At 37.8% G+C, this 24,956-nt stretch carries 27 protein-coding genes; all 27 read left to right on the plus strand.

What is annotated here, in order from left to right; translation table 11 throughout:
• Positions 1-123: 123 nt before the first annotated feature.
• The 27 genes from ACFOZ1_RS01595 (at position 124) to ACFOZ1_RS01725 (ending at position 24,696) form a co-directional block, all read left to right on the plus strand.
• On the plus strand, positions 124-1,410 hold the full coding sequence (locus tag ACFOZ1_RS01595) for a UDP-N-acetylglucosamine 1-carboxyvinyltransferase (RefSeq protein WP_390195145.1): 1,287 nt from the start codon (positions 124-126) through the stop codon (positions 1,408-1,410).
• 461 nt (positions 1,411-1,871) lie between these two features.
• Positions 1,872-3,155, plus strand: coding sequence for a transcription termination factor Rho (gene rho / locus ACFOZ1_RS01600; RefSeq protein ID WP_390195147.1), 1,284 nt, complete (start codon positions 1,872-1,874; stop codon positions 3,153-3,155).
• Between the two features lie 117 nt (positions 3,156-3,272).
• A complete protein-coding gene (locus tag ACFOZ1_RS01605; protein WP_390195149.1) occupies positions 3,273-3,518 on the plus strand; it encodes a type B 50S ribosomal protein L31 in 246 nt (81 codons plus the stop codon).
• A gap of 121 nt (positions 3,519-3,639) precedes the next feature.
• A complete protein-coding gene (locus tag ACFOZ1_RS01610; protein WP_390195150.1) occupies positions 3,640-4,212 on the plus strand; it encodes a thymidine kinase in 573 nt (190 codons plus the stop codon).
• Positions 4,213-4,299: 87 nt separating this feature from the next.
• Positions 4,300-5,370 carry a peptide chain release factor 1 gene (prfA, locus tag ACFOZ1_RS01615; protein ID WP_390195152.1) on the plus strand — a complete coding sequence of 357 codons (1,071 nt, stop codon included), beginning with the start codon at positions 4,300-4,302 and terminating at the stop codon, positions 5,368-5,370.
• Between the two features lie 2 nt (positions 5,371-5,372).
• Complete coding sequence (gene prmC, locus ACFOZ1_RS01620) at positions 5,373-6,227, plus strand: peptide chain release factor N(5)-glutamine methyltransferase (RefSeq protein ID WP_390195153.1); 855 nt, start codon at positions 5,373-5,375, stop codon at positions 6,225-6,227.
• A gap of 68 nt (positions 6,228-6,295) precedes the next feature.
• Positions 6,296-6,898, plus strand: a complete 603-nt coding sequence (gene spoIIR / locus ACFOZ1_RS01625) for a stage II sporulation protein R (RefSeq protein WP_390195154.1) — start codon at positions 6,296-6,298, stop codon at positions 6,896-6,898.
• Positions 6,899-6,968: 70 nt separating this feature from the next.
• The gene (locus ACFOZ1_RS01630; RefSeq protein ID WP_390195155.1) at positions 6,969-7,391 is read left to right on the plus strand and encodes a hypothetical protein; all 423 of its coding nucleotides are present in this window, start codon (positions 6,969-6,971) and stop codon (positions 7,389-7,391) included.
• A 226-nt stretch (positions 7,392-7,617) separates the two neighbouring features.
• The gene (locus ACFOZ1_RS01635) at positions 7,618-8,625 is read left to right on the plus strand and encodes an L-threonylcarbamoyladenylate synthase (protein ID WP_390195156.1); all 1,008 of its coding nucleotides are present in this window, start codon (positions 7,618-7,620) and stop codon (positions 8,623-8,625) included.
• A gap of 73 nt (positions 8,626-8,698) precedes the next feature.
• The gene (locus tag ACFOZ1_RS01640; protein WP_390195157.1) at positions 8,699-9,250 is read left to right on the plus strand and encodes a manganese efflux pump MntP; all 552 of its coding nucleotides are present in this window, start codon (positions 8,699-8,701) and stop codon (positions 9,248-9,250) included.
• A gap of 75 nt (positions 9,251-9,325) precedes the next feature.
• A complete protein-coding gene (locus tag ACFOZ1_RS01645) occupies positions 9,326-9,889 on the plus strand; it encodes a low molecular weight protein arginine phosphatase (RefSeq protein WP_390195159.1) in 564 nt (187 codons plus the stop codon).
• Positions 9,890-9,913: 24 nt separating this feature from the next.
• Positions 9,914-11,212 carry a methyl-accepting chemotaxis protein gene (locus ACFOZ1_RS01650; RefSeq protein WP_390195161.1) on the plus strand — a complete coding sequence of 433 codons (1,299 nt, stop codon included), beginning with the start codon at positions 9,914-9,916 and terminating at the stop codon, positions 11,210-11,212.
• A 35-nt stretch (positions 11,213-11,247) separates the two neighbouring features.
• A complete protein-coding gene (gene rpiB, locus ACFOZ1_RS01655; RefSeq protein ID WP_390195162.1) occupies positions 11,248-11,688 on the plus strand; it encodes a ribose 5-phosphate isomerase B in 441 nt (146 codons plus the stop codon).
• A gap of 30 nt (positions 11,689-11,718) precedes the next feature.
• Positions 11,719-12,261 (plus strand): TIGR01440 family protein, encoded by a 543-nt coding sequence (locus ACFOZ1_RS01660; protein ID WP_390195164.1) that lies wholly within the window; start codon positions 11,719-11,721, stop codon positions 12,259-12,261.
• 187 nt (positions 12,262-12,448) lie between these two features.
• Entirely contained in the window at positions 12,449-13,687 is a 1,239-nt protein-coding gene (locus ACFOZ1_RS01665) for a serine hydroxymethyltransferase (protein WP_390195166.1), read from the plus strand.
• A gap of 611 nt (positions 13,688-14,298) precedes the next feature.
• Positions 14,299-14,928 carry a uracil phosphoribosyltransferase gene (gene upp / locus ACFOZ1_RS01670; RefSeq protein WP_390195167.1) on the plus strand — a complete coding sequence of 210 codons (630 nt, stop codon included), beginning with the start codon at positions 14,299-14,301 and terminating at the stop codon, positions 14,926-14,928.
• A gap of 137 nt (positions 14,929-15,065) precedes the next feature.
• On the plus strand, positions 15,066-17,156 hold the full coding sequence (locus tag ACFOZ1_RS01675; RefSeq protein WP_390195169.1) for a S8 family serine peptidase: 2,091 nt from the start codon (positions 15,066-15,068) through the stop codon (positions 17,154-17,156).
• A 322-nt stretch (positions 17,157-17,478) separates the two neighbouring features.
• On the plus strand, positions 17,479-17,709 hold the full coding sequence (locus ACFOZ1_RS01680; RefSeq protein ID WP_390195171.1) for an AtpZ/AtpI family protein: 231 nt from the start codon (positions 17,479-17,481) through the stop codon (positions 17,707-17,709).
• On the plus strand, positions 17,706-18,086 hold the full coding sequence (locus tag ACFOZ1_RS01685; protein WP_390195173.1) for an ATP synthase subunit I: 381 nt from the start codon (positions 17,706-17,708) through the stop codon (positions 18,084-18,086). Before ACFOZ1_RS01680 ends, ACFOZ1_RS01685 begins: the two co-directional genes overlap by 4 nt.
• A 10-nt stretch (positions 18,087-18,096) precedes the next feature.
• Positions 18,097-18,819, plus strand: coding sequence for a F0F1 ATP synthase subunit A (gene atpB, locus ACFOZ1_RS01690; protein WP_390195175.1), 723 nt, complete (start codon positions 18,097-18,099; stop codon positions 18,817-18,819).
• A 45-nt stretch (positions 18,820-18,864) separates the two neighbouring features.
• Positions 18,865-19,077 (plus strand): F0F1 ATP synthase subunit C, encoded by a 213-nt coding sequence (atpE, locus tag ACFOZ1_RS01695; protein ID WP_390195177.1) that lies wholly within the window; start codon positions 18,865-18,867, stop codon positions 19,075-19,077.
• A gap of 146 nt (positions 19,078-19,223) precedes the next feature.
• Positions 19,224-19,751 (plus strand): F0F1 ATP synthase subunit B, encoded by a 528-nt coding sequence (atpF, locus tag ACFOZ1_RS01700; protein ID WP_390195179.1) that lies wholly within the window; start codon positions 19,224-19,226, stop codon positions 19,749-19,751.
• Complete coding sequence (locus tag ACFOZ1_RS01705; protein WP_390195180.1) at positions 19,748-20,290, plus strand: F0F1 ATP synthase subunit delta; 543 nt, start codon at positions 19,748-19,750, stop codon at positions 20,288-20,290. Before atpF ends, ACFOZ1_RS01705 begins: the two co-directional genes overlap by 4 nt.
• Before the next feature lie 22 nt (positions 20,291-20,312).
• On the plus strand, positions 20,313-21,821 hold the full coding sequence (gene atpA, locus ACFOZ1_RS01710; protein WP_390195182.1) for a F0F1 ATP synthase subunit alpha: 1,509 nt from the start codon (positions 20,313-20,315) through the stop codon (positions 21,819-21,821).
• 125 nt (positions 21,822-21,946) lie between these two features.
• Complete coding sequence (gene atpG, locus ACFOZ1_RS01715) at positions 21,947-22,813, plus strand: ATP synthase F1 subunit gamma (protein WP_390195184.1); 867 nt, start codon at positions 21,947-21,949, stop codon at positions 22,811-22,813.
• A gap of 48 nt (positions 22,814-22,861) precedes the next feature.
• A complete protein-coding gene (gene atpD, locus ACFOZ1_RS01720) occupies positions 22,862-24,265 on the plus strand; it encodes a F0F1 ATP synthase subunit beta (protein WP_390195186.1) in 1,404 nt (467 codons plus the stop codon).
• 32 nt (positions 24,266-24,297) lie between these two features.
• Positions 24,298-24,696 (plus strand): F0F1 ATP synthase subunit epsilon, encoded by a 399-nt coding sequence (locus tag ACFOZ1_RS01725; RefSeq protein ID WP_390195188.1) that lies wholly within the window; start codon positions 24,298-24,300, stop codon positions 24,694-24,696.
• Positions 24,697-24,956 lie beyond the last annotated feature (260 nt).

Raw genomic sequence — 24,956 nt, forward strand, 5'->3', positions numbered from 1 at the left:
TTGCATGATAATGGAAAAACTGGTCAAACTAAATGTGACTATAATGACAGAGAATCAGGGATGTCAATAGATATAAGAGAAAATAACGTGTAAAATATTACCTTTTGAAAAGAGGGATTGTAAATGCAAAAGTTACTTGTCGAAGGTGGACATTGGTTAAATGGTAAAGTACGGATTAGTGGGGCAAAGAACAGTGCAGTGGCATTACTTCCAGCAGCAATATTAGCAGATTCGAAGGTAATCATCGAAGGATTACCAGACATTTCTGATGTCGAAACATTAAGTCTTTTGTTAGAAGAAATTGGTGGCACGGTAGAAAAGCGTGGACAAACATTACATATTGATCCAACACATATGACGGCAATGCCATTACCTAATGGCCGTGTCAAAAAGCTACGTGCCTCTTATTATTTTATGGGAGCAATGCTTGGACGGTTTAAAGAAGCGGTAATTGGATTACCAGGTGGGTGTTATCTAGGACCAAGACCTATTGACCAACATATTAAAGGCTTTGAAGCATTAGGTGCAACAGTGACAAATGAACAAGGTGCGATATATCTTCGTGCAAAAGAGTTACGAGGTGCACGAATTTACTTAGATGTCGTAAGTGTTGGTGCAACAATTAATATTATGCTTGCAGCAGTAAAGGCAAAAGGAAAGACAATTATCGAAAATGCTGCTAGAGAACCTGAAATTATCGATGTTGCTACATTATTAACAAGCATGGGTGCAAAAATTAAAGGTGCGGGAACAGATGTCATTCGTATCGAAGGTGTCGACGAATTAACTGGTTGTATGCACACAATTATTCCAGATCGTATTGAAGCAGGTACATATACGATTATGGCGGCAGCACAAGGTGAAAAGGTATTGATAGATAATGTCATTCCACAACATTTAGAGCCATTACTCGCTAAATTACGTGAGATGGGTGTTGTGATTGAAGAAGGAGAAGAACAACTACTTGTATACAGAAGCGATCGGCTAAAAAGTGTTGATATCAAAACACTTGTTCATCCAGGATTTCCAACAGATTTACAACAACCATTTACTTCTCTTTTAACAAAAGCGATAGGGACAAGTGTCGTTACAGATACGATTTATACAGCAAGATTCAAGCATATTGATGAATTGAGACGCATGAATGCACAAATTAAGGTGGAAGGTGGGTCTGCAATCATCACAGGTCCTGTCCAACTTGAAGGTGCGAAAGTGAAAGCGAGTGACCTACGTGCGGGTGCTGCATTAATTGCCGCTGGACTAATGGCAAATGGTGTAACAGAAATTACAGGATTAGAACATATCGATCGTGGGTATTCTTTAATAACAGATAAATTAAAGAATCTCGGTGCAAATATTTGGCGTGAAGAGATGTCAGAAGCAGAAATGATTCAATTCGAGAATTTATAATAGTAAAAGGTGACTTTCTTACATGGAAAGCTCACCTTTTTCTCCAATATTCCTCAAAATTAGCAACAGACTTTTCAAAATAATGATTGAATATCTAAATAGAACAATGTACTATATAGGGAGGATATAAATCTACTTATAGTTATATGCTTTGCTAGATTCCTTTAGTAAAGAAATTAGCTTCCATCTCGTACTCTTCTTGAGATTTTCTAACTAAATCTCGGTACTCCCATTATTTGAGTTTCCAACTATTGTTCAACTAGAGAGAATGCGACATGCATCTATCTTTTATAATAGATGGTATGGATATATGCTACATGTAAGTGGTAGGAGTATGTCTCTTACTTCATTTACATTGGAATAAATGATGATTATTCCTAGCATTTTGTTATAAAAAAGAAAGATTTGGATGGAACCGTTTTATAGACAAAAATACAAATTAATATAGGTGTGGTGATTTTGTGAGTGAAGTAACAATTTCGGAATTAGAACAAATGACTTTGAAAGACCTCTATGCGAAAGCAAGAGATTTTAAAGTATCTTATTATGCTAAATTAACAAAAAAGGAATTAATTTTTGCGATATTAAAGGCCCAAGCTGAAAAAAGTGGGTATTTATTTATGGATGGGATTTTGGAAATCATTCCAACAGAGGGATTTGGTTTCTTAAGACCAATTAATTATTCGCCAAGTGCCGAAGATATTTATATATCTGCATCACAGATTCGTCGTTTTGACTTGCGTAATGGGGACAAAGTGTCTGGTAAAGTACGTCCGCCAAAGGAAAATGAACGATATTATGGCTTATTACATGTCGATGCAGTAAATGGAGAAGATCCAGAAGCTGCGAAAGAACGTGTGCATTTCCCAGGGTTAACACCATTATATCCTGATCGCTTAATGCATTTAGAAACAGAAACAAAACAGATATCTACCCGAATTATGGATTTATTAACACCAGTTGGTTATGGACAACGTGGATTGATCGTTGCACCACCAAAAGCTGGTAAGACAATGTTGATTAAACAAATAGCAAATAGTATTTCGACCAATCATCCGAATACTAAATTAATTATCCTTTTAGTAGATGAACGTCCTGAGGAAGTAACAGATATTGAACGATCTGTAGCCGATAATGTGGATGTAGTTAGCTCTACATTTGATGAAGTACCAGAAAATCATATTAAAGTATCTGAGTTAGTATTAGAAAGAGCAATGCGTTTAGTAGAACATAAGAAAGATGTTGTTGTATTAATGGATAGTATTACAAGACTTGCGCGTGCATATAACTTAGTCATTCCGCCAAGTGGTCGTACACTATCAGGTGGGATTGACCCTGCTGCATTCCATAGACCGAAGCGATTCTTTGGTGCTGCTCGTAATATTGAAGATGGTGGTAGTTTTACGATTCTTGCTACAGCTTTAGTAGAAACAGGTTCTCGTATGGATGACGTTATTTACGAAGAATTTAAAGGGACAGGTAACATGGAATTACATTTGGATCGTCATCTTGCTCAACGACGTATTTTCCCTGCAATTGATATTTTGCGTTCAAGTACAAGAAAAGAAGAATTGCTTTTACCGAAGCCGCATTTAGACAAAATGTATGCTATTCGTAAAAGTATGCAAGATTCACCTGAGTTTCTTGAGCGATTTTTACGTAAATTACGTTCAACAAAAAACAACGAAGAATTCTTGCAAGTGCTTGATGACGAAATGAAAAGAAAAGGAACAGCGAAGAAATAATAAATTCTTCTTGCAATCCAACTCGTACATTGTTATAATTCTTCTGTATGAAAAATGCGCACAACGCATAATCTAACTCTGTTTCCAAAGGATTCAGGGCAAAAGGAGTGGACAGACATGAAACAAGGCATTCATCCAGAATACCAAAAAGTTGTATTTCTTGATACAAGCTCTGACTACAAATTTCTTAGCGGATCTACTAAGACTTCTAATGAGACTATCGAATGGGAAGATGGTAACACATACCCATTAATCCGTGTAGAGATTAGTTCAGCTTCACACCCGTTCTATACTGGTAAGCAAAAAGCTGATAAAGTCGGTGGACGTGTGGATCGTTTCAAGAAAAAATACAACCTTGGCTAAGGGATATTTTTCAAGTAAACAGATTAACAGGATACAAACTCCGATTAAAACAGGCAAATGCAAGTCGTATTTGCCTGTTTTTTATGTCAAAAAAAGTAGGAAACGTTAGGGGAATCAAGTCATGGCACAGTTGTTTTTTAAATATGGTGCAATGAATAGTGGTAAGTCGATTGAAATTCTTAAAGTCGCACATAATTATGAAGAACAAGATAAACCTGTCTTATTATTTACATCAGGTCTGGATACTCGCGATGAAGTAGGCTATGTTTCTAGTCGTATAGGAATTAAAAGAAAAGCACTCTCTATTTTTGAAGAAACAGATATTTTTGAAGTAGTGAAAAGTTATCATGAAAAACCATACTGTGTTCTTATTGATGAAGCGCAATTTCTTCATAAACATCATGTCCTTCAATTAGCGAAAATTGTAGATGAATTAAATATACCGGTAATGGGCTTTGGATTAAAAAATGACTTTCAAAATGAACTTTTTGAAGGTAGTAAATATTTATTGCTCTATGCCGATAAAATAGAAGAAATGAAGACGATTTGTTGGTTCTGTCAGAAAAAAGCTGTCATGAATTTGCGAATAGATGAAAATGGAAATCCTATATACACAGGAGAACAAATTCATATTGGTGGCAATGATACGTATTACCCTGTATGTAGAAAATGTCATGCGAATCCGCCATTATAAATGCATGAGTCGAATGAGTTTTGACGCATTTTATCATCCTATACTATAATGTACTTACTGTGTAATGTGAAGAAAGAGGTGGAGAACGTGTTAGATCGTTTAGAATCGTTAGAAGCGCGTTATGATAAGTTAAATGAATTATTAAGTGATCCGGAAGTCATTAATGATACGAAGAAATTACGCGAATATTCAAAAGAACAATCAGACCTTCAAGATGTAATTACAGCATATCGCGAATATAAAGATGTCGTGTCACAATTAGATGACGCGAAAGCAATGTTGGAAGATGATTTAGATGATGAGATGCGAGATATGGCGAAGATGGAAATATCGGAATTATCTGATCGTAAAGAAGAATTAGAAGCAGAGATGAAGATATTATTACTTCCAAAAGATCCGAATGATGACAAGAACGTTATTATGGAAGTTCGTGGTGCAGCAGGTGGAGATGAAGCGGCATTATTTGCAGCAGACTTATTCCGTATGTACTCTCGTTTTGCAGAATCAGAAGGCTGGAAAATTGATATTATGGATTCAAGTAGTACAGGTGTTGGTGGATATAAAGAAATCATTTTTATGATCAACGGAAAAGGCGCATTCTCGAAATTAAAATTCGAAAATGGTGCACATCGTGTCCAACGTGTGCCTGAAACAGAATCTGGTGGCCGTATTCATACATCTACTGCAACGGTTGTAGTTATGCCGGAAGCAGAAGAAGTGGAAGTAGATATTCATGAAAAAGATATTCGTGTCGATACTTTTGCATCAAGTGGACCTGGTGGACAGAGTGTCAACACGACAATGTCAGCTGTTCGATTAACACACATGCCAACAGGTATCGTCGTATCGATTCAAGACGAAAAGTCACAAATTAAAAACAAAGAAAAAGCAATGAAAGTATTGCGTGCGCGTATTTATGACAAATTCCAACAAGAAGCGCAAGCAGAATATGACCAAACAAGAAAATCAGCTGTTGGAACAGGAGATCGTTCGGAACGTATTCGCACATATAATTTCCCACAAAACCGTGTAACAGATCACCGAATTGGCTTGACCATCCAGAAGCTAGATCAAATATTGGAAGGTAAGCTAGCAGAAGTAATTGATGCACTAATTATCGAAGAACAAACAAAGAAAATGGAACAAATCGGGGAATAATGATGACAATTTATGAAGCTCTTAAGTGGGCTTCTTCTTTTTTAGAAGAAGCAGGTAGAGAACATCGGATTGCAGAAATTGTTTTATTACATGAATTAAATTGGAACAAGACAAAGCTCCTTACAAGCTTAAGGGAAGAGCTTGACGAGCAAATATTACAATCGTTTCAAGAAAAAGTGAAGCGACATGCAGAGACAGGTGTTCCTGTCCAACATTTGACGGGAATCGAGTATTTCTATGGCAGAGAATTCTGTGTAAATAACCATGTGCTTATCCCGAGACAAGAGACAGAAGAATTAGTGCAGTACGCAATAGAAGCAGCTCAAAGTAAAGAAAAGCCGATTATTGCAGATATAGGTACAGGTAGTGGTGTCATTGCGGTAACGATCGCAAAAGAATTGGAGCAATGTCATGTACATGCAGTAGATGTATCTCCAGAAGCTTTAACTGTAGCAAAGGAAAATGCCCGTATCCATCAAGCGCCAGTGACTTTTTATCAGGGAAGCTTTTTAGAACCATTACAAAAAAATGAAATAGTCGTAGATATTCTTGTATCCAATCCCCCATATATTCCATATGAAGACAAAGAAACATTATCAGATACAGTGATAAACTTTGACCCTGCACTTGCATTATTTGCAGACCATCATGGATTAGCGGCATACGAAGAAATTGTTTTGCAGGCAAAAGATGTGTTAGCAGAGGATGGATGGATTCTTTTTGAGATAGGTCATCAACAAGGTGAAGCTGTCGCACAGTTATTGAAGCACCATTTTCCTCAAAGTGATGTGAAGATAATCAAAGATATCAATAAAAAAGACAGAATCGTGTGGATGAAAAATTATCCACAAAAATAAGATTACTAGTTTAAAAGCTTTTGAAATTGTCCACACTGTGACTAGCGAAGATTACAGGAGGGTGTACAATGAAAAAGCTTATTTTATTTCTAGGACTTATTTTTCTTATTATTGGTTTTTTTCCACAAAAGGTAACAAGCGAATCATCAATGGATGTACAGGTAATCCCTGATGAGGCGATTCGATTACGGATTTTAGCAAATAGTGATACGGAAGAAGATCAAACATTAAAACACCAAGTGCGTGATGCGATAAATGAAGAAGTAACGAAATGGGTCGAAAAGATGGATCAAATAGAAGATGCAAGAGCACTGATTGCATCAAGGGTGGATGTACTTGAACAAATTGTGGATAACGTGTTAGTAGAAAACCAATCGGATTATACATATACAGTAGAATACAATAAAAATGTCACATTTCCAGCAAAACTCTATGGAAACTACTTATATCCAGAAGGGGAATATGAAGCAATTCTTGTGACATTAGGCGAAGGAGATGGCTCAAATTGGTGGTGTGTGGTCTTCCCACCATTATGTTTCCTAGATTTCTCCTTTGGAACAACCGTAGATGAAGAAGAGAAAGAAGCGGATGAACAAGAAGAAGTAGAGGAGGAGGAAGAAGAAGTAACATACACATTCTTTCTTGTAGAATGGTTTAAATCATGGATTTGAAAAAATCGTACTAAATCTATCATTTGTTTCATAGAATATACTATATATTCTTTTTGATGAGGTGATAGATTTGCAAGTAGCAGCAACAAATAAGATAACGATGGAACAATTTCAAGCATTCTTTGGTCAAGAAATTGGGTTAACAGATGATATACAGATGAAGCAATTTGGTTATTTTGTCTATGACAACAAAGTACCTGTTGCATTCTTTTCTTTATTTCCTGTGGACAAAAATAGTTACTGGCTGCGTGCATTTGTGATGAAACAAGGAATGCCACTCACATTCCCGATGACACTCATTCAATTGGCAGAAGAATTAGTAAAAGAATATGGTGCGAATCAATTATTTATACATAGTAAGTCACAGTTAGTCACAGATTTAGTCAGTCAATTAGGTTATACACAGACAGATAGAGCACCGACAAATATGGAAAGTGGACAATGGTGGATAAGTATAAGATTACATCATGATGAATTCAGTAAAACATGTTGATAAATCACTAAGTTATTAACAAAATGAGTATAATTTGTGTATAAGTATGTGTATAAGTGTGTTTTTCGCCCTTGACACTTGTGGATAATAAATAAAAATCCCGAAATAAAAGGATTTACATATGTGGATAATGTGCATAAGTTGTGTATATGTGCTCAAATGCTTGCACAATGAACAAAATCTCTCCATAATAGAATACAGAAATCAAATAGTTGAGGGATTGAAAATGAAAACAACCATCTATCAAGCAAACGAAGAAGCACTACAAGAAGCGGCAGCACATCTTGTTGCAGGTGAATTAATCGCATTTCCTACAGAAACAGTTTACGGATTAGGTGCAGATGCGACAAATGAACAGGCAGTAAGAATGATTTATGAAGCAAAAGGACGACCATCAGACAATCCGCTGATTGTACATATGGATTCAAAAGAGCAAATTGCAAAATATGTAGAGGATATTCCGCAAATTGCTCACAAGTTAATCGATGCATTTATGCCAGGCCCATTTACGATTATTTTAAAAAGTAATGGAAAAATAGCACCAACTGTGACTGCAGGACTAAATACCGTTGCAATTAGAATTCCGAATCATCCAATCGCACGGAAATTTATCGAGACAGCAAAGAAACCAATTGCAGCTCCAAGTGCAAATTTATCAGGAAAACCAAGTCCAACGAAAGCGGCCCATGTCATTGAGGATTTACAATCACGCATTAAAGGAATCATTGATGGGGGAGCAACAGGTGTTGGAATTGAATCGACTGTAGTGGATGCTACAGGTCCTTTACCTGTTATTTTACGTCCAGGTGGTATTACGCAAGAACAAATTGAAGCGGTCGTAGGTCAAGTAGCAAACAAAAAGATTATAGAAAAAGACCAACCTAAATCACCAGGCATGAAATATAACCACTATGAACCTGAAGTACCTTTATATTTAATAAAAGGAAAAGTTGGATTTATTCAATCGCGCATTGATGAATTAACAAATGAGGGAAAACGTGTGGCTGTGATCGCAAGTGCAGAGTTAGCAGAACAAGTAGTAGCACCACAAGTGTATCGATGTGGTTCTGTCACAAATTTACCTGAAGTGGCAACACATTTATATGATGCATTGCGTCATTTTAAACAAAAAGATGTGGATATTATCCTTGCTGAATCCTTTACGACAGAAGGAATTGGTCAAGCAATCATGAATCGTCTGACGAAAGCCGCAACTGGCGAGATAAAGGAATAAATCTAACATATAACCCGCTATATGTGCATATGCATAAGAAGAAGCATGTCCACAAGTATAGGGGGTTTTTGATTTGACTTCATTGCCTTTAGGGGAATTTATGTCTATTTTAATGATGGCATTTGCATTATCGATGGATGCATTCTCAGTCGGATTAGGAATTGGGATGCAAGCAATTCGACTGAAACGAATCGCACTCATTGGATTAACTGTAGGGATTTTTCATATTTTGATGCCGTTTATTGGTATTTTACTTGGTTCCTATATATCTGTAAAAATTGAAGGCATTGCAATGATTGGTGCAGGACTATTGTTAATTGGTATTGGGATACAAATGATTATTCATACATTACATCAAAAAGACAATCAATTACTTGCACCTGTAGGACTCGGCTTGTTTGTTTTTGCATTTACGGTAAGTCTAGATAGCTTTTCGATTGGTTTATCTCTAGGTATGTCAGGAATTGCAACAGCACTTGCGATTAGTCTATTCGGAATCTTTAGTACTGTTTTTACATGGACGGCATTACTAATTGGCAGGAAAACACATCATTTACTTGGGACATATAGTGAAGTGATTGGTGGCGTCATATTGTGTGGATTAGGATTACTTGTTTTATTCTAATAATGGACAACTTTTCTATGCTATAATAGAGTAAATGGGTATTTTTTTCTAACATATTGGAGGAACAATTCAAAAATGAAATTATTATTTGTTTGTACAGGAAATACGTGCCGAAGTCCAATGGCAGAAGTAATCATGAAATCTAAAAGCACACATGAAGTGAAGTCTGCTGGAATAATGGCAGCGGATGGCTTTCCAGCATCTGAAGGGACTGCTGCGGTATTAAGAAATAAAGGATACGAGCAGAAGCACTTTTCGCAACAAGTGGACAACCATTTAGTCGACTGGGCAGATTTACTCCTAACAATGACAAAAGGACATCGTGATCTATTGAAACAACAATTTCCAAATGCATCAAGCAAAATTTTTACATTAAAAGAATATACAAATGAAGCATATGAAGAGACATGGCAACAACTAAAAGAGGCATATGCAAAATTAGAAGAACTAAAGTTAACTTCTAATTCAGAAGCACAAAAAGAATGGATGCTTAAGATTTATGAATTGGAAGAAGCAATTCAAGATACAGATATTAGTGATCCTTATGGTGCAGATATCACTGTATATGAACAAACTTATGACGAATTAGAGAAATATCTTGATAAATTAGTCAAAAAGTTGGACAATAGCAATAGATAATTTGTCATATACAGGAGGTACATAATGGAGAAAAGCAAGAAGGGATTAAGTCTACGAGTAAGATTGGTAATCTTTACGACGCTGCTAGCACTTATTACTTATACAACAAGTGGTGTGTTTATTTATGTCTTACAAGATGTAATCAAACCAATTTTAGGGGTATCAGAAGTTACGTTTGTATTGATTACACTATTTTTAGGGATATTTTGGTCAGGAGTTCTTGCATTTGTTGCCGCTGGTTTAATAACTAAACCGTTAATTAAGTTAAAAAATGTGGCGCAAAGTGTAGCAGAAGGAAATTTAAATCAAGAAATCGAGACACCAAGGTCAAAAGGTGATGAGATTAGTGAGCTAACCATCGCTTTTCAAAAAATGGTGGAGCAATTGAAAGCGGTATTAGTCGGGATTGACAAGCATGCAGATGAAACGACACACTCCGTACATACTATGAAAGAAGCGGTAGTAAAATCGAAGCAGCAAATAGATGCATTAGAAGATACAATAGGTCAAATTTCACAAGGTGCAGAAGAAACATCTGAAGCCATTCAACAAACAGCAGAATCGATTGATACATCGTCACAATTTGCTACACAAGTAGACGCGAAAGCGAATGAATCAAAAACAAAATCGAATGATATGGTTCGCCAATTAGAGGAATCGAATCAAGTGATTAATGGGTTAGTGGATGGTATTGCTCAAATCGCTAAAAACCAAGAAAATGCATTAAATGATGTCAATCGCTTGTCACAAAAAGCAAAAGAAGTGGAAAATGTCATTTCACTTGTTGGAAACATTAGTGAGCAAACAAACTTACTTGCATTGAATGCATCGATTGAGGCATCTAGAGCTGGAGAAGAAGGAAAAGGATTTGCTGTAGTTGCAGAAGAAGTAAGAAAATTAGCAGACCAAAGTTCACAAGCAGTGCAAAGTATTTCTGATTTAATAAAAGCGATGCAACAAGATGTCGAACTTGTTGTTGGTAATATTAATACACAAGTAACAAAGACCCAAGAAGAAGTGCAAAAAGGTAAGGAAACGACGACTGTCATTACAAATATGGCGGATTCTGTCCATGTCGTAGCAGATGTAATTGGTGAAATTTCCTCTTTAGTTGACCAACAAGTAAAAGAAATTGAATCAACACAAGCAAAATCACAAAATGTGGCGGCAATTGCTGAAGAAACATCAGCTGGTGCTGAAGAAATTCTAGCAACGATTGAAGAACAGGCGAATTTTGCCGAGAATTTAGAAAATTTAGCAATTAATTTAGAAAATCAATCGCAAAACTTGAAAAAACAAATCGCACAATTTAAGCTTAACTAAACAATACTTTTTTTCGTAAAGGAGATCATCAAATAATGAAAGTTATTTTAGCTTCAGATCATGGTGGTATAAATTTATCCAAAGAAATTGCATCACTATTAGAAGAATTGCAAGTAGAGTATGAAGATATTGGTTGTAATTGTGCAGATTCTGTCGATTATCCTGATTACGGAATCCCAGCAGCAGAGCGCGTAGCAAGTGGAGAATTTGATCGCGGTATTTTAATTTGCGGGACAGGAATCGGAATGAGTATTGCAGCAAACAAGGTAAAAGGCATTCGTGCAGCGCTTGTACATGACCTTTTCAGCGCGAAGGCGACTCGTGAACATAATGATTCCAATATGATTACAATGGGTGAACGTGTGATTGGCCCAGGACTTGCGCGTGAAATTGTGCGTACATGGTTAGGTACGGAATTTGAAGGTGGTCGCCATCAGAATCGTATCGGAAAAGTAGCGGATTACGAAAATAAATAAGAAGTTCGTGCTAGGAAAGGGTGGCTCACATTGGAATTAGAACAATTAAAGCAAGATATGTCACAAATTGTAAATGAATGGATCAATCTCGGTATCCTTTCTGAGGAGCACATTTTTGTTGTAGGTTGTTCGACAAGTGAAGTAGCAGGAGAAAAAATCGGAACTGCAGGTAGCGAAGAGATAGCTGCGGTGATTTATAATGAACTTGTTCGTTTATCTGTAAAAACAGGTGTATCACTTGCTTTTCAATGTTGCGAGCACCTTAACAGGGCAATTGTTATCGAGAAAAGTGATCAGATTAAGCAGCTTGTAGAGGAAGTAGCGGTAATACCAGTACGAGAAGCTGGTGGATCTATGGCTGCATACGCGTATAAACAATTAAAAGAACCAATTGTTGTCGAATCAATTCAAGCAGATGCGGGAATCGATATCGGAGAAACAATGATTGGTATGCATTTAAAGCGTGTCGCTGTTCCGCTTCGTTTTGCCACGAAATATGCAGCAAATGCACGTGTGACAAATGCAAAAACAAGACCAAAATTAATCGGTGGACCAAGAGCAGTCTACGTTTAATGTAAATTGTAGGAATGTAAGGGAATATGCACCTGACTCATTATTTACGAATGAATGGTGCATATTTTTATTTTTTATTCGTAAAAAGTCTAGAATTTTTACGAACTACGTGTTATTTTATAAATACATGATTTAAATAACGAATGATTGCATGAAAAAACACCAAAATGGTTAAGGGGGAACAATAATGGAACATCTTAAAAATTTTGATCCAGCATTATACCAAGCAATGGAAGACGAAAGAAAGCGTCAGAATGATAAAATCGAATTAATTGCATCAGAAAACTTTGTTTCAGAAGCAGTAATGGAAGCACAAGGTTCTGTTTTGACGAACAAATATGCAGAAGGTTACCCAGGACGTCGTTACTATGGTGGATGTGAGCATGTCGATGTAGCGGAAGATTTAGCTCGTGACCGTGCGAAAGAACTATTCGGTGCAGAGTATGTCAATGTACAACCACACTCTGGAGCACAAGCAAATATGGCTGTATACTTCACAGTATTAGAGCCTGGCGATACAGTACTTGGTATGAACTTAAGTCATGGTGGTCACTTGACTCATGGTAGTCCTGTAAACTTCAGTGGTAAATTATTTAACTTTGTAGATTACGGTGTAGATGAAGAATCAGAACAAATTGATTATGATAAAGTTTTAGAAAAAGCGAAAGAAGTACAACCAAAATTAATTGTAGCTGGTGCGAGTGCGTATCCACGTCAAATTGACTTCGCGAAATTCCGCGAAATTGCTGATGAAGTTGGCGCATTACTTATGGTAGATATGGCTCATATTGCAGGTCTTGTTGCTGCAGGTCTTCATCCAGATCCAGTTCCACATGCACATTTTGTAACAACAACAACACACAAAACATTACGCGGGCCTCGTGGTGGAATGGTACTATGTAAAGAAGAATTTGGTCCAAAAATCGACAAAACTGTATTCCCTGGTATGCAAGGTGGTCCATTAATGCACGTCATCGCAGCAAAAGCGGTAGCATTAAAAGAAGCATTAGACCCATCTTTCAAAGAATATGGCCAAAATATCATCAAAAATGCAAAACGTTTTGCAGAAGTATTACAAGAAGAAGGAGTTCGTGTTGTTTCCGGTGGTACAGACAATCACTTATTACTTCTTGATGTGCGTGGTCTAAACCTAACTGGTAAAGATGCAGAGCATGCATTAGATGAAGTTGGAATTACAACAAATAAAAATACAATTCCATTCGATCCAGAAAGCCCATTTGTAACAAGTGGTGTACGTATCGGTACTGCAGCAGTCACTTCACGTGGATTTGGCGAAGAAGAGATCGCAGAAGTAGCTCGCATTGTTGCATTCACATTGAAAAATCATGATAAAGAAGAAGCATTAGAAGAAGCGCGCGGACGTGTGCAAGCATTAACAGCAAAATTCCCACTTTACCAACGTTAATTTAATTTTCTATGAAAACATCCCTTAGATAGGGGTGTTTTTTGTTTGGATTTTTTTGGATTGTATGACGCAGGAATTCCGTGAATGACGCAGGGAATATGGGAGCCACGCAGGAATTCCATGAACGACGCAGGGAATACAGCAAACCACACATAGATTAATTAATAACCGATATTAATTATTTAATAAAAATCAGGTTATTAATTTCTTGATTAATGGAATCCCTGCGTGGCTCGAGGAATTCCAGCGTCGCTCTGAGAATCCCAGCGTGGCTCGAGGAATCCCTGCGTCGCTCCGAGAATTCCTGCGTGGCTCGAGGAATCCCTGCGTCGCTCTGAGAATTCCAGCGTGGCTCTGAGAATTCCAGCGTGGCTCGAGGAATCCCTGCGTGGCTCTGAGAATCCCAGCGTCGCTCCGAGAATCCCAGCGTGGTGCAAATAATCCCTGCGTCGCTCAAGGAATCCCTGAATCACCACAAATCCCCCTCTCACCAAAAAAATAAAACCTCCATTCCAACATTATCACTTGAAACATCCTATTTTTTTCAGTACAATTTGAAGGATGAACATTTACAGCTAGGGTATAACTAAGATAAAAAGGAGAGATCGTGAATGAGTAAAGTTTATGTGCTAGATCATCCGCTTATTCAACACAAATTAACGTACATACGTGATAAGAACACTGGGACAAAGGAATTCCGTGCATTAGTTGATGAAGTATCTGCATTAATGGCATTTGAAATAACTAGAGATTTACCACTTGAGGAAACAACAATTGAAACACCTGTAATGGAAGCAAAGACTAAGGTGATAAGTGGGAAAAAGATTGGTTTAATTCCAATCTTACGTGCTGGTCTTGGAATGGTTGATGGAATGCTTCGTTTAATTCCAGCAGCTAAAGTTGGGCATGTTGGTTTGTATCGTGACCCAGAAACATTAACTCCAACCGAATACTATATTAAGCTGCCTTCAGATATTGAAGAGCGCGACCTTATCGTAATCGATCCAATGCTTGCAACAGGGGGATCAGCAAATGATGCCATTCATTCTTTGAAAAAACGTGGAGCAACGAACATTAAATTAATGTGTTTAATTGCAGCACCAGAAGGCGTGGAAGTCATTCAAAAAGAACATCCTGATGTAGATATTTACTTAGGCGCATTAGATGAAAAGTTAAATGAAAAAGGATATATCATTCCTGGTCTAGGTGATGCAGGAGATCGTTTATTTGGTACAAAATAATAAACTTAGTTTCAATCATTTCTTCAAACAAATAAATAAAACAACAGTCACAAGTTAGTCCTGAGTTATTCAGGACTCTTTTTTTGGATAAAAACCAAGACAATCACACACACTAAACAAAAAAAGGTGTGTAAGTGATGCAATTATTTTTCATTCTTATGTTACTATCCTCAGTCGACCAACCTCTTTCTTATATCATTGAAGTAGACGGTGATCCACATAGCATTGCTGAAGAAGTGGAAGCACATCATCCAAGGGTGGAAGTCCTTGCAGTATATGACACGATTTTCAATGGGATAGCGATTAAGACAACTAGAAGAGATTTAATCAAAATCGAAGAAGAAGACTTCATAAAGAAGACATATCCCGTCACTACATATCAAACAACACAAGCAGAAATACCTAAAAATGAAAGTGTACCGTTTATTATTCCAGATAACCTACCCTATACAGGAAAAGGTGTAAAAATTGGGGTGATTGACACAGGTATCGACTATACGCATCCCGATTTGATGAAAAATTACCGTGGTGGCTTTGATTTGGTAGACTTTGATAAGGATCCTATGGAAACCGTACCACAACAAGGCATTCCTACGACACATGGCACGCATGTTGCGGGAATCATTGGTGCAGATGGGGAGATGAAAGGGGTGGCGCCAGATGCGGAGTTGTATGCTTACAGGGCACTTGGACCTGGTGGTAGTGGGACAAGTGTCCAAGTAATGGCAGCAATCGAGCGTGCTGTGAAAGATGGGATGGATATATTGAATTTGTCACTTGGGAATACAATAAATGGACCGGATTGGCCAACATCTGTAGCTGTTAATAAAGCAACAGAAGAAGGGGTTACTGTTGTGATTGCAGCTGGAAACACAGGCCCAAACCCATGGACAATTGGTTCACCAGCTACAGCAGATTCTGTTATTTCTGTAGGTGCATCAACGCCACAAATCGAGATTCCGTATATCTATGCCCCATTTGCAGACAAAAAAATCGAGCTATTACCAATGCAAGGGACAAAAAAATGGGAGTTTACAAAAGATTTTAACTTTATTCATGAAAAGGAAGTGAGAGGACAGGTTCCGTACAATACCATTCTAATCGTGAATCGTGGAGAAATTCCTTTTACACAATTAGCGAAAAAAGCAGAAGAACTTGGTGCGATGGGACTACTCATTGTAAATAATGAAGAAGGAATATTCCAAGGAGCGATTGATCCAACAATTACAATACCAGTTGCAGCAATTACGAAAGAAGACGGAGCATGGTTAGATAAAAATGCAGGGACTTTTTTGCAGATAGAGAAGAAAGAAATAGAAGATACCATTACGGATTTCAGTTCTAGGGGACCCGTCACAGTAAATTGGTCGATAAAACCTGATATTGTCGCGCCAGGAGCAAGTATTTTAAGCACAGTTCCAGGTGGATATGATGCCTATAATGGCACAAGTATGGCTGCACCACATGTAGCAGGCGCCGCTGCATTACTTAAAGAGGCGCACCCAAACTGGACACCAAGCCAAATGAAAGCAGCATTATTAACGACAGCAGATCCATTTCAGGCATTCCAACCAAATGAACAAGGTGCGGGCAAAATGGATATTGAAGAAGCAATCGGAACAGACACCCTCATATACAACAATGCGATTCAACTAGGACGGAACAAAGGTATGTCGAATCGAATGACGCATATGCTAACAATCGAGAATGTGTCTGAACGAACGATTTCGTATTCCTTTCAACAGCCAAAGCAAAAGAAAGAGATTCGCTTTTATTTGCCAGCATCTTTTACATTAGCACCTGGAGAAAAGAAGGATGTGGCAATCGAAGTTGTGAAGAATGAACACTATACAGAGGAGGCATTTGTACAAGGATATCTTCAATTAAATGGCTATACATTACCATATCTTTGGTTAACAGAACATGCAGAGATACCGATGGCAATGGGACTTGACTTTTATTTGGAATTTTTTGATGACCATTATAAATATCAACTATATATTGTCGAACAAAATAGTAAAGTTACCATTGATTTATATGACAGCAACACATTGGAGTTTATTCAAACAATTGTAAAAAAGGATGGTGTGAATCAAGGAGTGTTAGAAGGAGAATTAGCAATCAAAGATGTTCCAACAAGTGGAACATACTTAGCAAATATTACAATAGAAGCAGGAGAAAAAGAATACCAATATCAGTCTATTATCCAAATCGAACCAGCTGTGTAATGATTGAAAAAAGAAGTATGTTCAAGATATTTCGATAACCGAAACAATTGTCACATTTTATTCGAATTTGTCAATTTTGTAAAAAAGTTTTGATTTCAAAGGGATGAGCGTACATCCCTTTGTGCATGTACGTATAATCTTGTGAATTGTCTGTAAAATCGATTGACAATAGTGGTGCCCTATTGTATGCTATCTTAGTGTGGATGATAAGGTTTTCAGATGTGTGACATTTATCATTGCATCGAATTCTGTCATATGCTTAGGCAAAGGAATTATACATAACTTTCAGGCAATGTGTTTATTTCACATAGGAGTGAGAGAATTGCAGAAACCTGATCAGCGTTCTAATTTAAGTGGATTTGCAATCTATAGCACACTATTATCTTATCTAATAGGACCACCTTTAGTAGGATTGTGGATTGGTAAAAGTTTAGATGCGCATTTTGCCACAGCACCACTATGTTTAGTAATCGGGCTGCTATTAGGGCTAGGAGCCGGTTTATATGGAATGATTCATTTCGTTAGAGATTTTACGGGAGACGAAGAAAAATGAGCCAATACAAAAATATGATAACCCGTCAACGTAAATGGATGTTCTATCTTCTTGCACTATTTGTACTTGGTTGGGGATTTACACCATACCAAAGTATTTTCCTCGGACTCCTCCTAGGGACAAGCTTAAGCTTTTATAACCTATGGATTATGCAACGTAAAGTAGATCGATTCGGTAAAGCTATTTCAGAAGGAAGAAGAGCATCTGGAATTGGTACATTTACGAGACTTGCAACCGCTGCTCTAGCAGTGTTACTAGCAATGCGTTTTGAAGAATATTTCCATTTTATAGCTGTTGTTTTGGGATTAATGACAACCTATGTTGTTATTATGATAGATTTTATGTTATTTCATAATCAAACTAGCAAAGGGAAGTGAGGTGAAGCAATTGGATCACGAATCACCGTTGTTGGAAGATCTATTTGGGATTTCCTGGTTAGATTTCAACTTATCAACTGTCTTAATGACATTCGTTTCTTCTGTTATCGTATTTATTATTTGTGTATTAGCAGCAAGAAACTTAAAAATGAAGCCGACTGGGTTTCAGAATTTTATGGAATGGATCATTGAATTTGTTAAAGGCATTATCAATGACACGATGGATTGGAAAACAGGAAAAGTTTTCTTACCATTAGGATTAACATTAATTACGTATATCTTCGTAAGTAACATTTTAGGTGTTATTACGATGGGGGTATTCGGCCATACATTATGGTGGAAATCACCTACATCAGATGCCGCAATCACCTTAACTTTATCGACAATGGTTGTAGTGTTATCACATTATTATGGTGTGAAGGTCAAAGGATTTAAAGAATATACAAAAGATTATGTTCGACCAGTACCTTTCTTACTACCATTTAAGATTATTGAAGAATTTACGAACACAATGACATTAGGTCTCCGTTTATTCGGTAATATCTTTGCTGGTGAAATTTTGTTAGGCCTAATTACAAAAATGGCGTTTGCCGCAGCTCCACTTACATTTGTCGCAATCATTCCGATGATGGCATGGCAAGGATTCAGTTTATTTATCGGAGCAATTCAAGCATTTATTTTCACTATGTTAACAATGGTTTACATGTCTCATAAAGTGAGTTCAGACCATTAAAATAATTAATATATTTTTTTATACATTTAAAGGAGGAAACAAATAATGGGAGCTTTAGCAGCTGCAATAGCAATTGGTTTAGCGGCACTTGGTGCTGGTTTAGGTAACGGTATGATCGTAAGTCGTACAGTAGAAGGGATTGCACGTCAACCAGAATTAAGAAGTGCACTTCAAACTACAATGTTCATCGGGGTAGCACTAGTAGAGGCGATTCCAATTTTCGCCGTAGTTATTGCCTTCATGGTAATGGGTAGCTAATAAATTTTTAATGTGTGATAGAATGGCGAAGTTCGTCTAAGACAACCTTCGCCATTCCTTTGTAAAGAAGTAAAGAAATGAATGGATGAATATAAGCGTTTTATCAAATATAGAGTATATTTTTTTTATAGGAAGGAGTGAACACTGTGCAACTATTCGCAAGTGAACTTGTCATTCAAGCAGCAATTGGTGGCTTTAGAGTTGGAGATATGTTATTTGCACTTGTCAGCTTTGCGGTATTACTTTGGTTATTAAAAAAATACGCTTGGGGACCATTAATGAACAAAATGGAAGAGCGTGAGAATTATATTGCCAATGAAATCGATACAGCTGAACGTAACCGTGTAGAAGCGGAAAAAGCAGCAAAAGAAGCCAATGAACAATTAAGTGCAACTCGTAAAGAAGCACAGCAAATTATTGAGAATGCGAAAAAAGCTGGACAAGAACAAGAACAAGCGATTATCCAAGCAGCTGAAGCGGCAGCAGTTCGTCTGAAGAAATCTGCAGAAGAAGATATCGCACGTGAAAAAGAGAAAGCAATTGAAGCATTACAAGCACAAGTGGCAACATTATCTGTACAAATCGCTACTAAAGTGATTGAAAAAGAAATCAATGCCCAAGACCAAGAACAGTTAATCAGTGACTACATCAAAGAGGTAGGAGAAGAGCGATGAGTAAAGCAAATGTGGCAAAACGTTATGCAGAAGCTCTTTTTCAAATTGGTGTAGAAAAACAGACGCTTGACTTTCTTGAAACAGAATTAGTAACAGTGAAAGAAGTATTCACATCCAACAAAGAATTAGTTACATTCTTAGAACATCCAAAAGTAGAAAACGAAAAAAAGAAAGCATTGCTTAAAGAAGCATTCCAAGGCTTCAGTGGGGATGTTTTACATACGCTTTTCTTACTTGTGGATCGCCATAAGGAAACGATTATTCCACAAATGGTAGAAGATTTTGTCACTCTTGCAAATGATGCAAAAGGAACAAAACAAGCGACAGTATATTCTGTTCGCCCATTAACAGATGTGGAAAAACAATCGATTGAAGCAACTTTTGTGAAGAAATTAAATATACAAGCATTGAATATAACAAATGAAGTCGATCCAACAATTATCGGTGGTGTCAAAGTCAAAATTGGTAATACGGTATATGACGGCACATTAAAAGGTAAATTGAATCGTCTGGAACGTCAAATAAAAGTAGTCAATTAATAGATGATAGGGGTGAATTGGCATGAGCATTAAAGCTGAAGAAATCAGTGCACTGATTAAACAGCAAATTGAAAATTATGAATCAGACATCCAAGTAAGCGATGTTGGTACAGTTATCGAAATCGGTGACGGTATCGCACGTGCACATGGGTTAGATAACGTTATGTCTGGTGAGCTAGTTGAATTTTCAAATGGTGTCATGGGTATGGCACAGAACTTGGAAGAATCAAATGTTGGTATCGTAATCCTTGGTCCTTACACAGGAATTCGTGAAGGGGATGAAGTTCGTCGTACTGGTCGTATTATGGAAGTGCCAGTAGGTGAGGAATTAATCGGTCGTGTCGTGAATCCACTAGGACAACCTGTAGATGGTAAAGGACCTATTGAAACAACAAAAACACGTCCAATCGAATCACCAGCACCTGGAGTTATGGACCGTAAATCTGTTCATGAACCATTACAAACAGGGATTAAAGCGATTGATGCATTAGTACCAATCGGTCGTGGGCAACGTGAGTTAATCATCGGTGACCGCCAAACAGGTAAAACAACTGTAGCGATTGATACAATTTTAAATCAAAAAGATCAAGATATGATCTGTATTTATGTTGCAATCGGTCAAAAAGACTCAACTGTTCGTGGTACTGTAGAAGTTCTACGTAAATACGGAGCATTAGATTATACAATCGTTGTTTCTGCCGGAGCAAGTGAGCCTGCACCACTTCAATACTTAGCACCATATGCTGGGGTATCTATGGGTGAAGAGTTCATGTACAATGGCAAGCACGTATTAGTTGTATATGATGATTTAACAAAACAAGCGAACGCATACCGTGAGCTTTCTCTATTATTACGTCGTCCTCCAGGTCGTGAGGCATTCCCAGGAGATGTATTCTACTTACACTCTCGTCTACTAGAGCGTGCGGCTAAGCTTAGTGATGCAAGAGGTGGCGGTTCATTAACTGCATTACCATTTGTTGAAACACAAGCAGGGGATATTTCTGCATATATTCCGACTAACGTAATCTCCATTACAGATGGTCAAATTTTCTTACAATCTGACTTATTCTTCTCTGGTGTACGTCCAGCGATTAACGCAGGTCTTTCTGTATCACGTGTTGGTGGTTCTGCACAAATTAAAGCAATGAAAAAAGTTGCAGGTACGCTTCGTCTAGATTTAGCGTCATTCCGTGAGCTTGAATCATTTGCACAATTTGGTAGTGACTTAGACAAAGCGACACAAGCGAAATTGAACCGTGGTGCTCGTACAGTAGAAGTGTTAAAACAAGGTCTACACAAGCCATTAGTTGTAGAGAAGCAAGTTATGATTATTTTTGCATTAACAAAAGGATACTTAGATGATATTCCAGTAGAAGATATCACTCGTTTTGAAGAGGAATTCTTAGCATGGATGGATCAAGACAAGAAAGATATCCTAGAAACCATTCGTACAACTGGTGCATTAGCAGATGAGTCAGCAATGAAAGATGCAGTCGAAACATTCAAAAAACAATTCGTAGTTTCTGAATAAGAACGTTGAAAGTGCGTGTTCAAAAAGGAAGATACTCGTTATCTCACTTTTTGAACAACCGCTTATCGGAAAGAAAATAAGTAAGTACTTCTTACTTGTGAGAAGGAAAGGGCGGTGAATGAAACGTGGCATCACTTAGAGATATTAAGACACGGATTACCTCTACACAAAAAACGAAGCAAATTACGAAAGCAATGCATATGGTATCTGCAGCGAAATTGAGCAAAGCAGAAGAATTTGCTAAAGCATTCGATCCATATAGTAACAAAATCAAAGAAGTTGTCTCAAGTATTGCGGCAAGTGCACAAGATGCAGAACACCCAATGCTTCAATCACGTGAAGTGAAAAAAACAGCTTACTTTGTCATTACATCAGATCGTGGACTTGCTGGTGCGTTTAACAGTGGAGTACTTCGTGAAGTATACCGCACCATTCAAAATCGCCATCAATCACAAGATGAATATACTGTCATTGCAGTAGGTCGAATGGGTCGTGATTTCTTTAAAAAACGCGGCATTCCAGTATTAAAAGAGATTACAGGCTTATCTGATCAACCAAGCTTCTCAGATATTAAAGATTTAACATCTGAAACAGTACAGCTTTTTATTGATGGTGAAATTGATGAATTAGTGATTTTCTTCAATCACTTTGTTAGTGCGATTTCTCAACAAGTTACATCGAAAAAATTATTGCCACTTACTGATTTACAAGAAAAATCAGTTGGAAGTGCAACAAGCATGTATGAATATGAACCAAATCAACAAGAAATTTTAAATGTATTATTGCCACAATATGCAGAGAGCTTAATCTTTGGCGCACTACTTGACAGTAAAGCAAGTGAACATGCTGCTCGTATGACAGCAATGAAAAGTGCGACAGATAATGCAGACGAACTTATTGCAGATCTATCATTGCAATATAACCGTGCAAGACAAGCTGCTATTACTCAAGAAATCACCGAGATTGTTAGTGGTGCAGCTGCATTAGAATAGATTGATATGTTTAACAGGCAATGAATGAATCAGTTAGGAGGGAATTTGATGGCTAAAGGATACGTTACGCAAATTACGGGACCAGTAATCGATGTAAAATTCGAAGACGGATATCTCCCAGAAATATATAACGCGTTAAAAGTGCAATATCAAGTGGAAGGACAAGCACATGAATTGACACTAGAAGTTGCGTTACACTTAGGTGATGGCGCAGTACGTACAATTGCAATGGCTTCTACAGACGGTATCCAACGTGGTGCTGTTACAATTGATACAGGAGCACCAATCTCTGTTCCTGTTGGGGATGCAACTTTAGGACGTGTATTTAACGTACTTGGTGAAAAAATCGACTTAGATGAAGAAATGGCTACAGATGTACGCCGTGACCCGATTCACCGTGAATCACCTAAGTTTGAAGATTTAGCAACAGAAACAGAAATTCTAGAAACAGGTATTAAAGTAGTAGACTTACTTGCTCCATATATCAAAGGTGGTAAGATTGGTCTATTTGGTGGTGCGGGTGTAGGTAAAACCGTACTAATCCAAGAGCTTATCAACAATATCGCACAAGAGCATGGTGGTATTTCCGTATTCGCAGGGGTAGGAGAGCGTACACGTGAAGGGAACGACCTTTACTATGAAATGAAAGATTCAGGCGTTATCTCAAAAACTGCAATGGTATTCGGTCAAATGAACGAGCCACCAGGAGCGCGTATGCGTGTAGCACTTACTGGACTTACAATGGCGGAATATTTCCGTGATGAAAAAGGTGCAGACGTGTTACTATTTATTGATAACATTTTCCGTTTTACGCAAGCAGGTTCAGAGGTGTCTGCCCTATTAGGTCGTATGCCATCTGCCGTAGGTTACCAACCAACACTTGCAACGGAAATGGGTCAATTACAAGAGCGTATTACATCAACAAATAAAGGTTCTGTTACATCAATCCAAGCGATTTATGTACCTGCCGATGACTATACGGATCCGGCACCTGCTACAACATTCGCTCACTTAGATGCAACAACCAACCTTGATCGTAAATTATCTGAGCAAGGTATTTACCCAGCGGTAGATCCACTTGCATCAACATCACGTGCACTTGACCCTGAAATCGTTGGGGAAGAGCACTATACAGTTGCTCGTGAAGTGCAACGTACATTACAAAAATATCGTGAACTTCAAGATATTATCGCAATCCTAGGTATGGATGAGTTATCTGATGAGGATAAATTGACAGTTGCTCGTGCACGTCGTATCCAATTCTTCTTATCTCAGAACTTCCACGTTGCTGAGCAATTTACAGGCCAAAAAGGTTCTTATGTTCCTGTAAAAGAAACAGTACAAGGATTCAAAGCAATTCTTGAAGGTAAATATGATGATCTTCCAGAAGATGCGTTCCGTTTAGTTGGACGTATTGAAGAAGTAGTAGAAAAAGCAAAACAAATGGCGTAATTCCAAGCACTTTCGCCTAAGGAGGGGTTCTGTTGAATACACTAACAGTAAGTGTTGTTACTCCGGATGGCCCTGTTCTGGAAGATCAATTTGAAATGGTTAGCTGTAAAGCAGAGAGTGGAGAACTTGGTATTTTACCAGGGCACATTCCACTTGTTGCGCCATTATCAATTAGTTCTGTACGCTTAAAGGGAGCAAATCCACAACGCATTGCCGTAAGTGGTGGTTTCCTTGAGGTGCGTCCTGACAAAGTGACGATTCTTGCACAATCAGCAGAACGTCCAGATGATATTGATATTGAGCGTGCCCGCGCTGCAAAAGAACGTGCAGAGCGTCGTTTGCAAGCTAAACAAGATGAAATTGACTTCAGACGGGCAGAATTAGCACTTAAGCGTGCTTTAAATCGTCTGAACGTAGTCGAGAACAAGTAAACAAAAAGGTTGCTTCAACAATCGTTGATGGCAACCTTTTTTTGTGAGGGATTTGTTTGAGGATGCTTTGGGGAATTAGGTTGTGGTGTGGGAGAAGATGTTGCTTTGTTGCTTGGATAATTCGTGCGTGGTTGGAGGGATTCCTGTGTGGCTCGGATAATTCGTGCGTGGTTGGAGGGATTCCTGTGTGGCTCGGATAATTCGTGCGTGGTTGGGGGAATTCCTGTGTGGCTTGGATAATTCGTGCGTGGTTGGAGGAA

The sequence above is a fragment of the Gracilibacillus marinus genome, from assembly GCF_042651725.1.
Taxonomy (GTDB): domain Bacteria; phylum Bacillota; class Bacilli; order Bacillales; family Amphibacillaceae; genus Gracilibacillus; species Gracilibacillus marinus.

Coding starts and splice junctions, on each gene's coding strand:
- ACFOZ1_RS01595 (WP_390195145.1), top strand. CDS start 124: ATGCAAAAGTTACTTGTCGAAGGTGGACATTGGTTAAATGGTAAAGTA.
- ACFOZ1_RS01605 (WP_390195149.1), top strand. CDS start 3,273: ATGAAACAAGGCATTCATCCAGAATACCAAAAAGTTGTATTTCTTGAT.
- ACFOZ1_RS01610 (WP_390195150.1), top strand. CDS start 3,640: ATGGCACAGTTGTTTTTTAAATATGGTGCAATGAATAGTGGTAAGTCG.
- prmC (WP_390195153.1), top strand. CDS start 5,373: ATGACAATTTATGAAGCTCTTAAGTGGGCTTCTTCTTTTTTAGAAGAA.
- spoIIR (WP_390195154.1), top strand. CDS start 6,296: ATGAAAAAGCTTATTTTATTTCTAGGACTTATTTTTCTTATTATTGGT.
- ACFOZ1_RS01635 (WP_390195156.1), top strand. CDS start 7,618: ATGAAAACAACCATCTATCAAGCAAACGAAGAAGCACTACAAGAAGCG.
- ACFOZ1_RS01645 (WP_390195159.1), top strand. CDS start 9,326: ATGAAATTATTATTTGTTTGTACAGGAAATACGTGCCGAAGTCCAATG.
- ACFOZ1_RS01650 (WP_390195161.1), top strand. CDS start 9,914: ATGGAGAAAAGCAAGAAGGGATTAAGTCTACGAGTAAGATTGGTAATC.
- rpiB (WP_390195162.1), top strand. CDS start 11,248: ATGAAAGTTATTTTAGCTTCAGATCATGGTGGTATAAATTTATCCAAA.
- ACFOZ1_RS01665 (WP_390195166.1), top strand. CDS start 12,449: ATGGAACATCTTAAAAATTTTGATCCAGCATTATACCAAGCAATGGAA.
- upp (WP_390195167.1), top strand. CDS start 14,299: ATGAGTAAAGTTTATGTGCTAGATCATCCGCTTATTCAACACAAATTA.
- ACFOZ1_RS01675 (WP_390195169.1), top strand. CDS start 15,066: ATGCAATTATTTTTCATTCTTATGTTACTATCCTCAGTCGACCAACCT.
- ACFOZ1_RS01685 (WP_390195173.1), top strand. CDS start 17,706: ATGAGCCAATACAAAAATATGATAACCCGTCAACGTAAATGGATGTTC.
- atpE (WP_390195177.1), top strand. CDS start 18,865: ATGGGAGCTTTAGCAGCTGCAATAGCAATTGGTTTAGCGGCACTTGGT.
- ACFOZ1_RS01705 (WP_390195180.1), top strand. CDS start 19,748: ATGAGTAAAGCAAATGTGGCAAAACGTTATGCAGAAGCTCTTTTTCAA.
- atpA (WP_390195182.1), top strand. CDS start 20,313: ATGAGCATTAAAGCTGAAGAAATCAGTGCACTGATTAAACAGCAAATT.
- atpD (WP_390195186.1), top strand. CDS start 22,862: ATGGCTAAAGGATACGTTACGCAAATTACGGGACCAGTAATCGATGTA.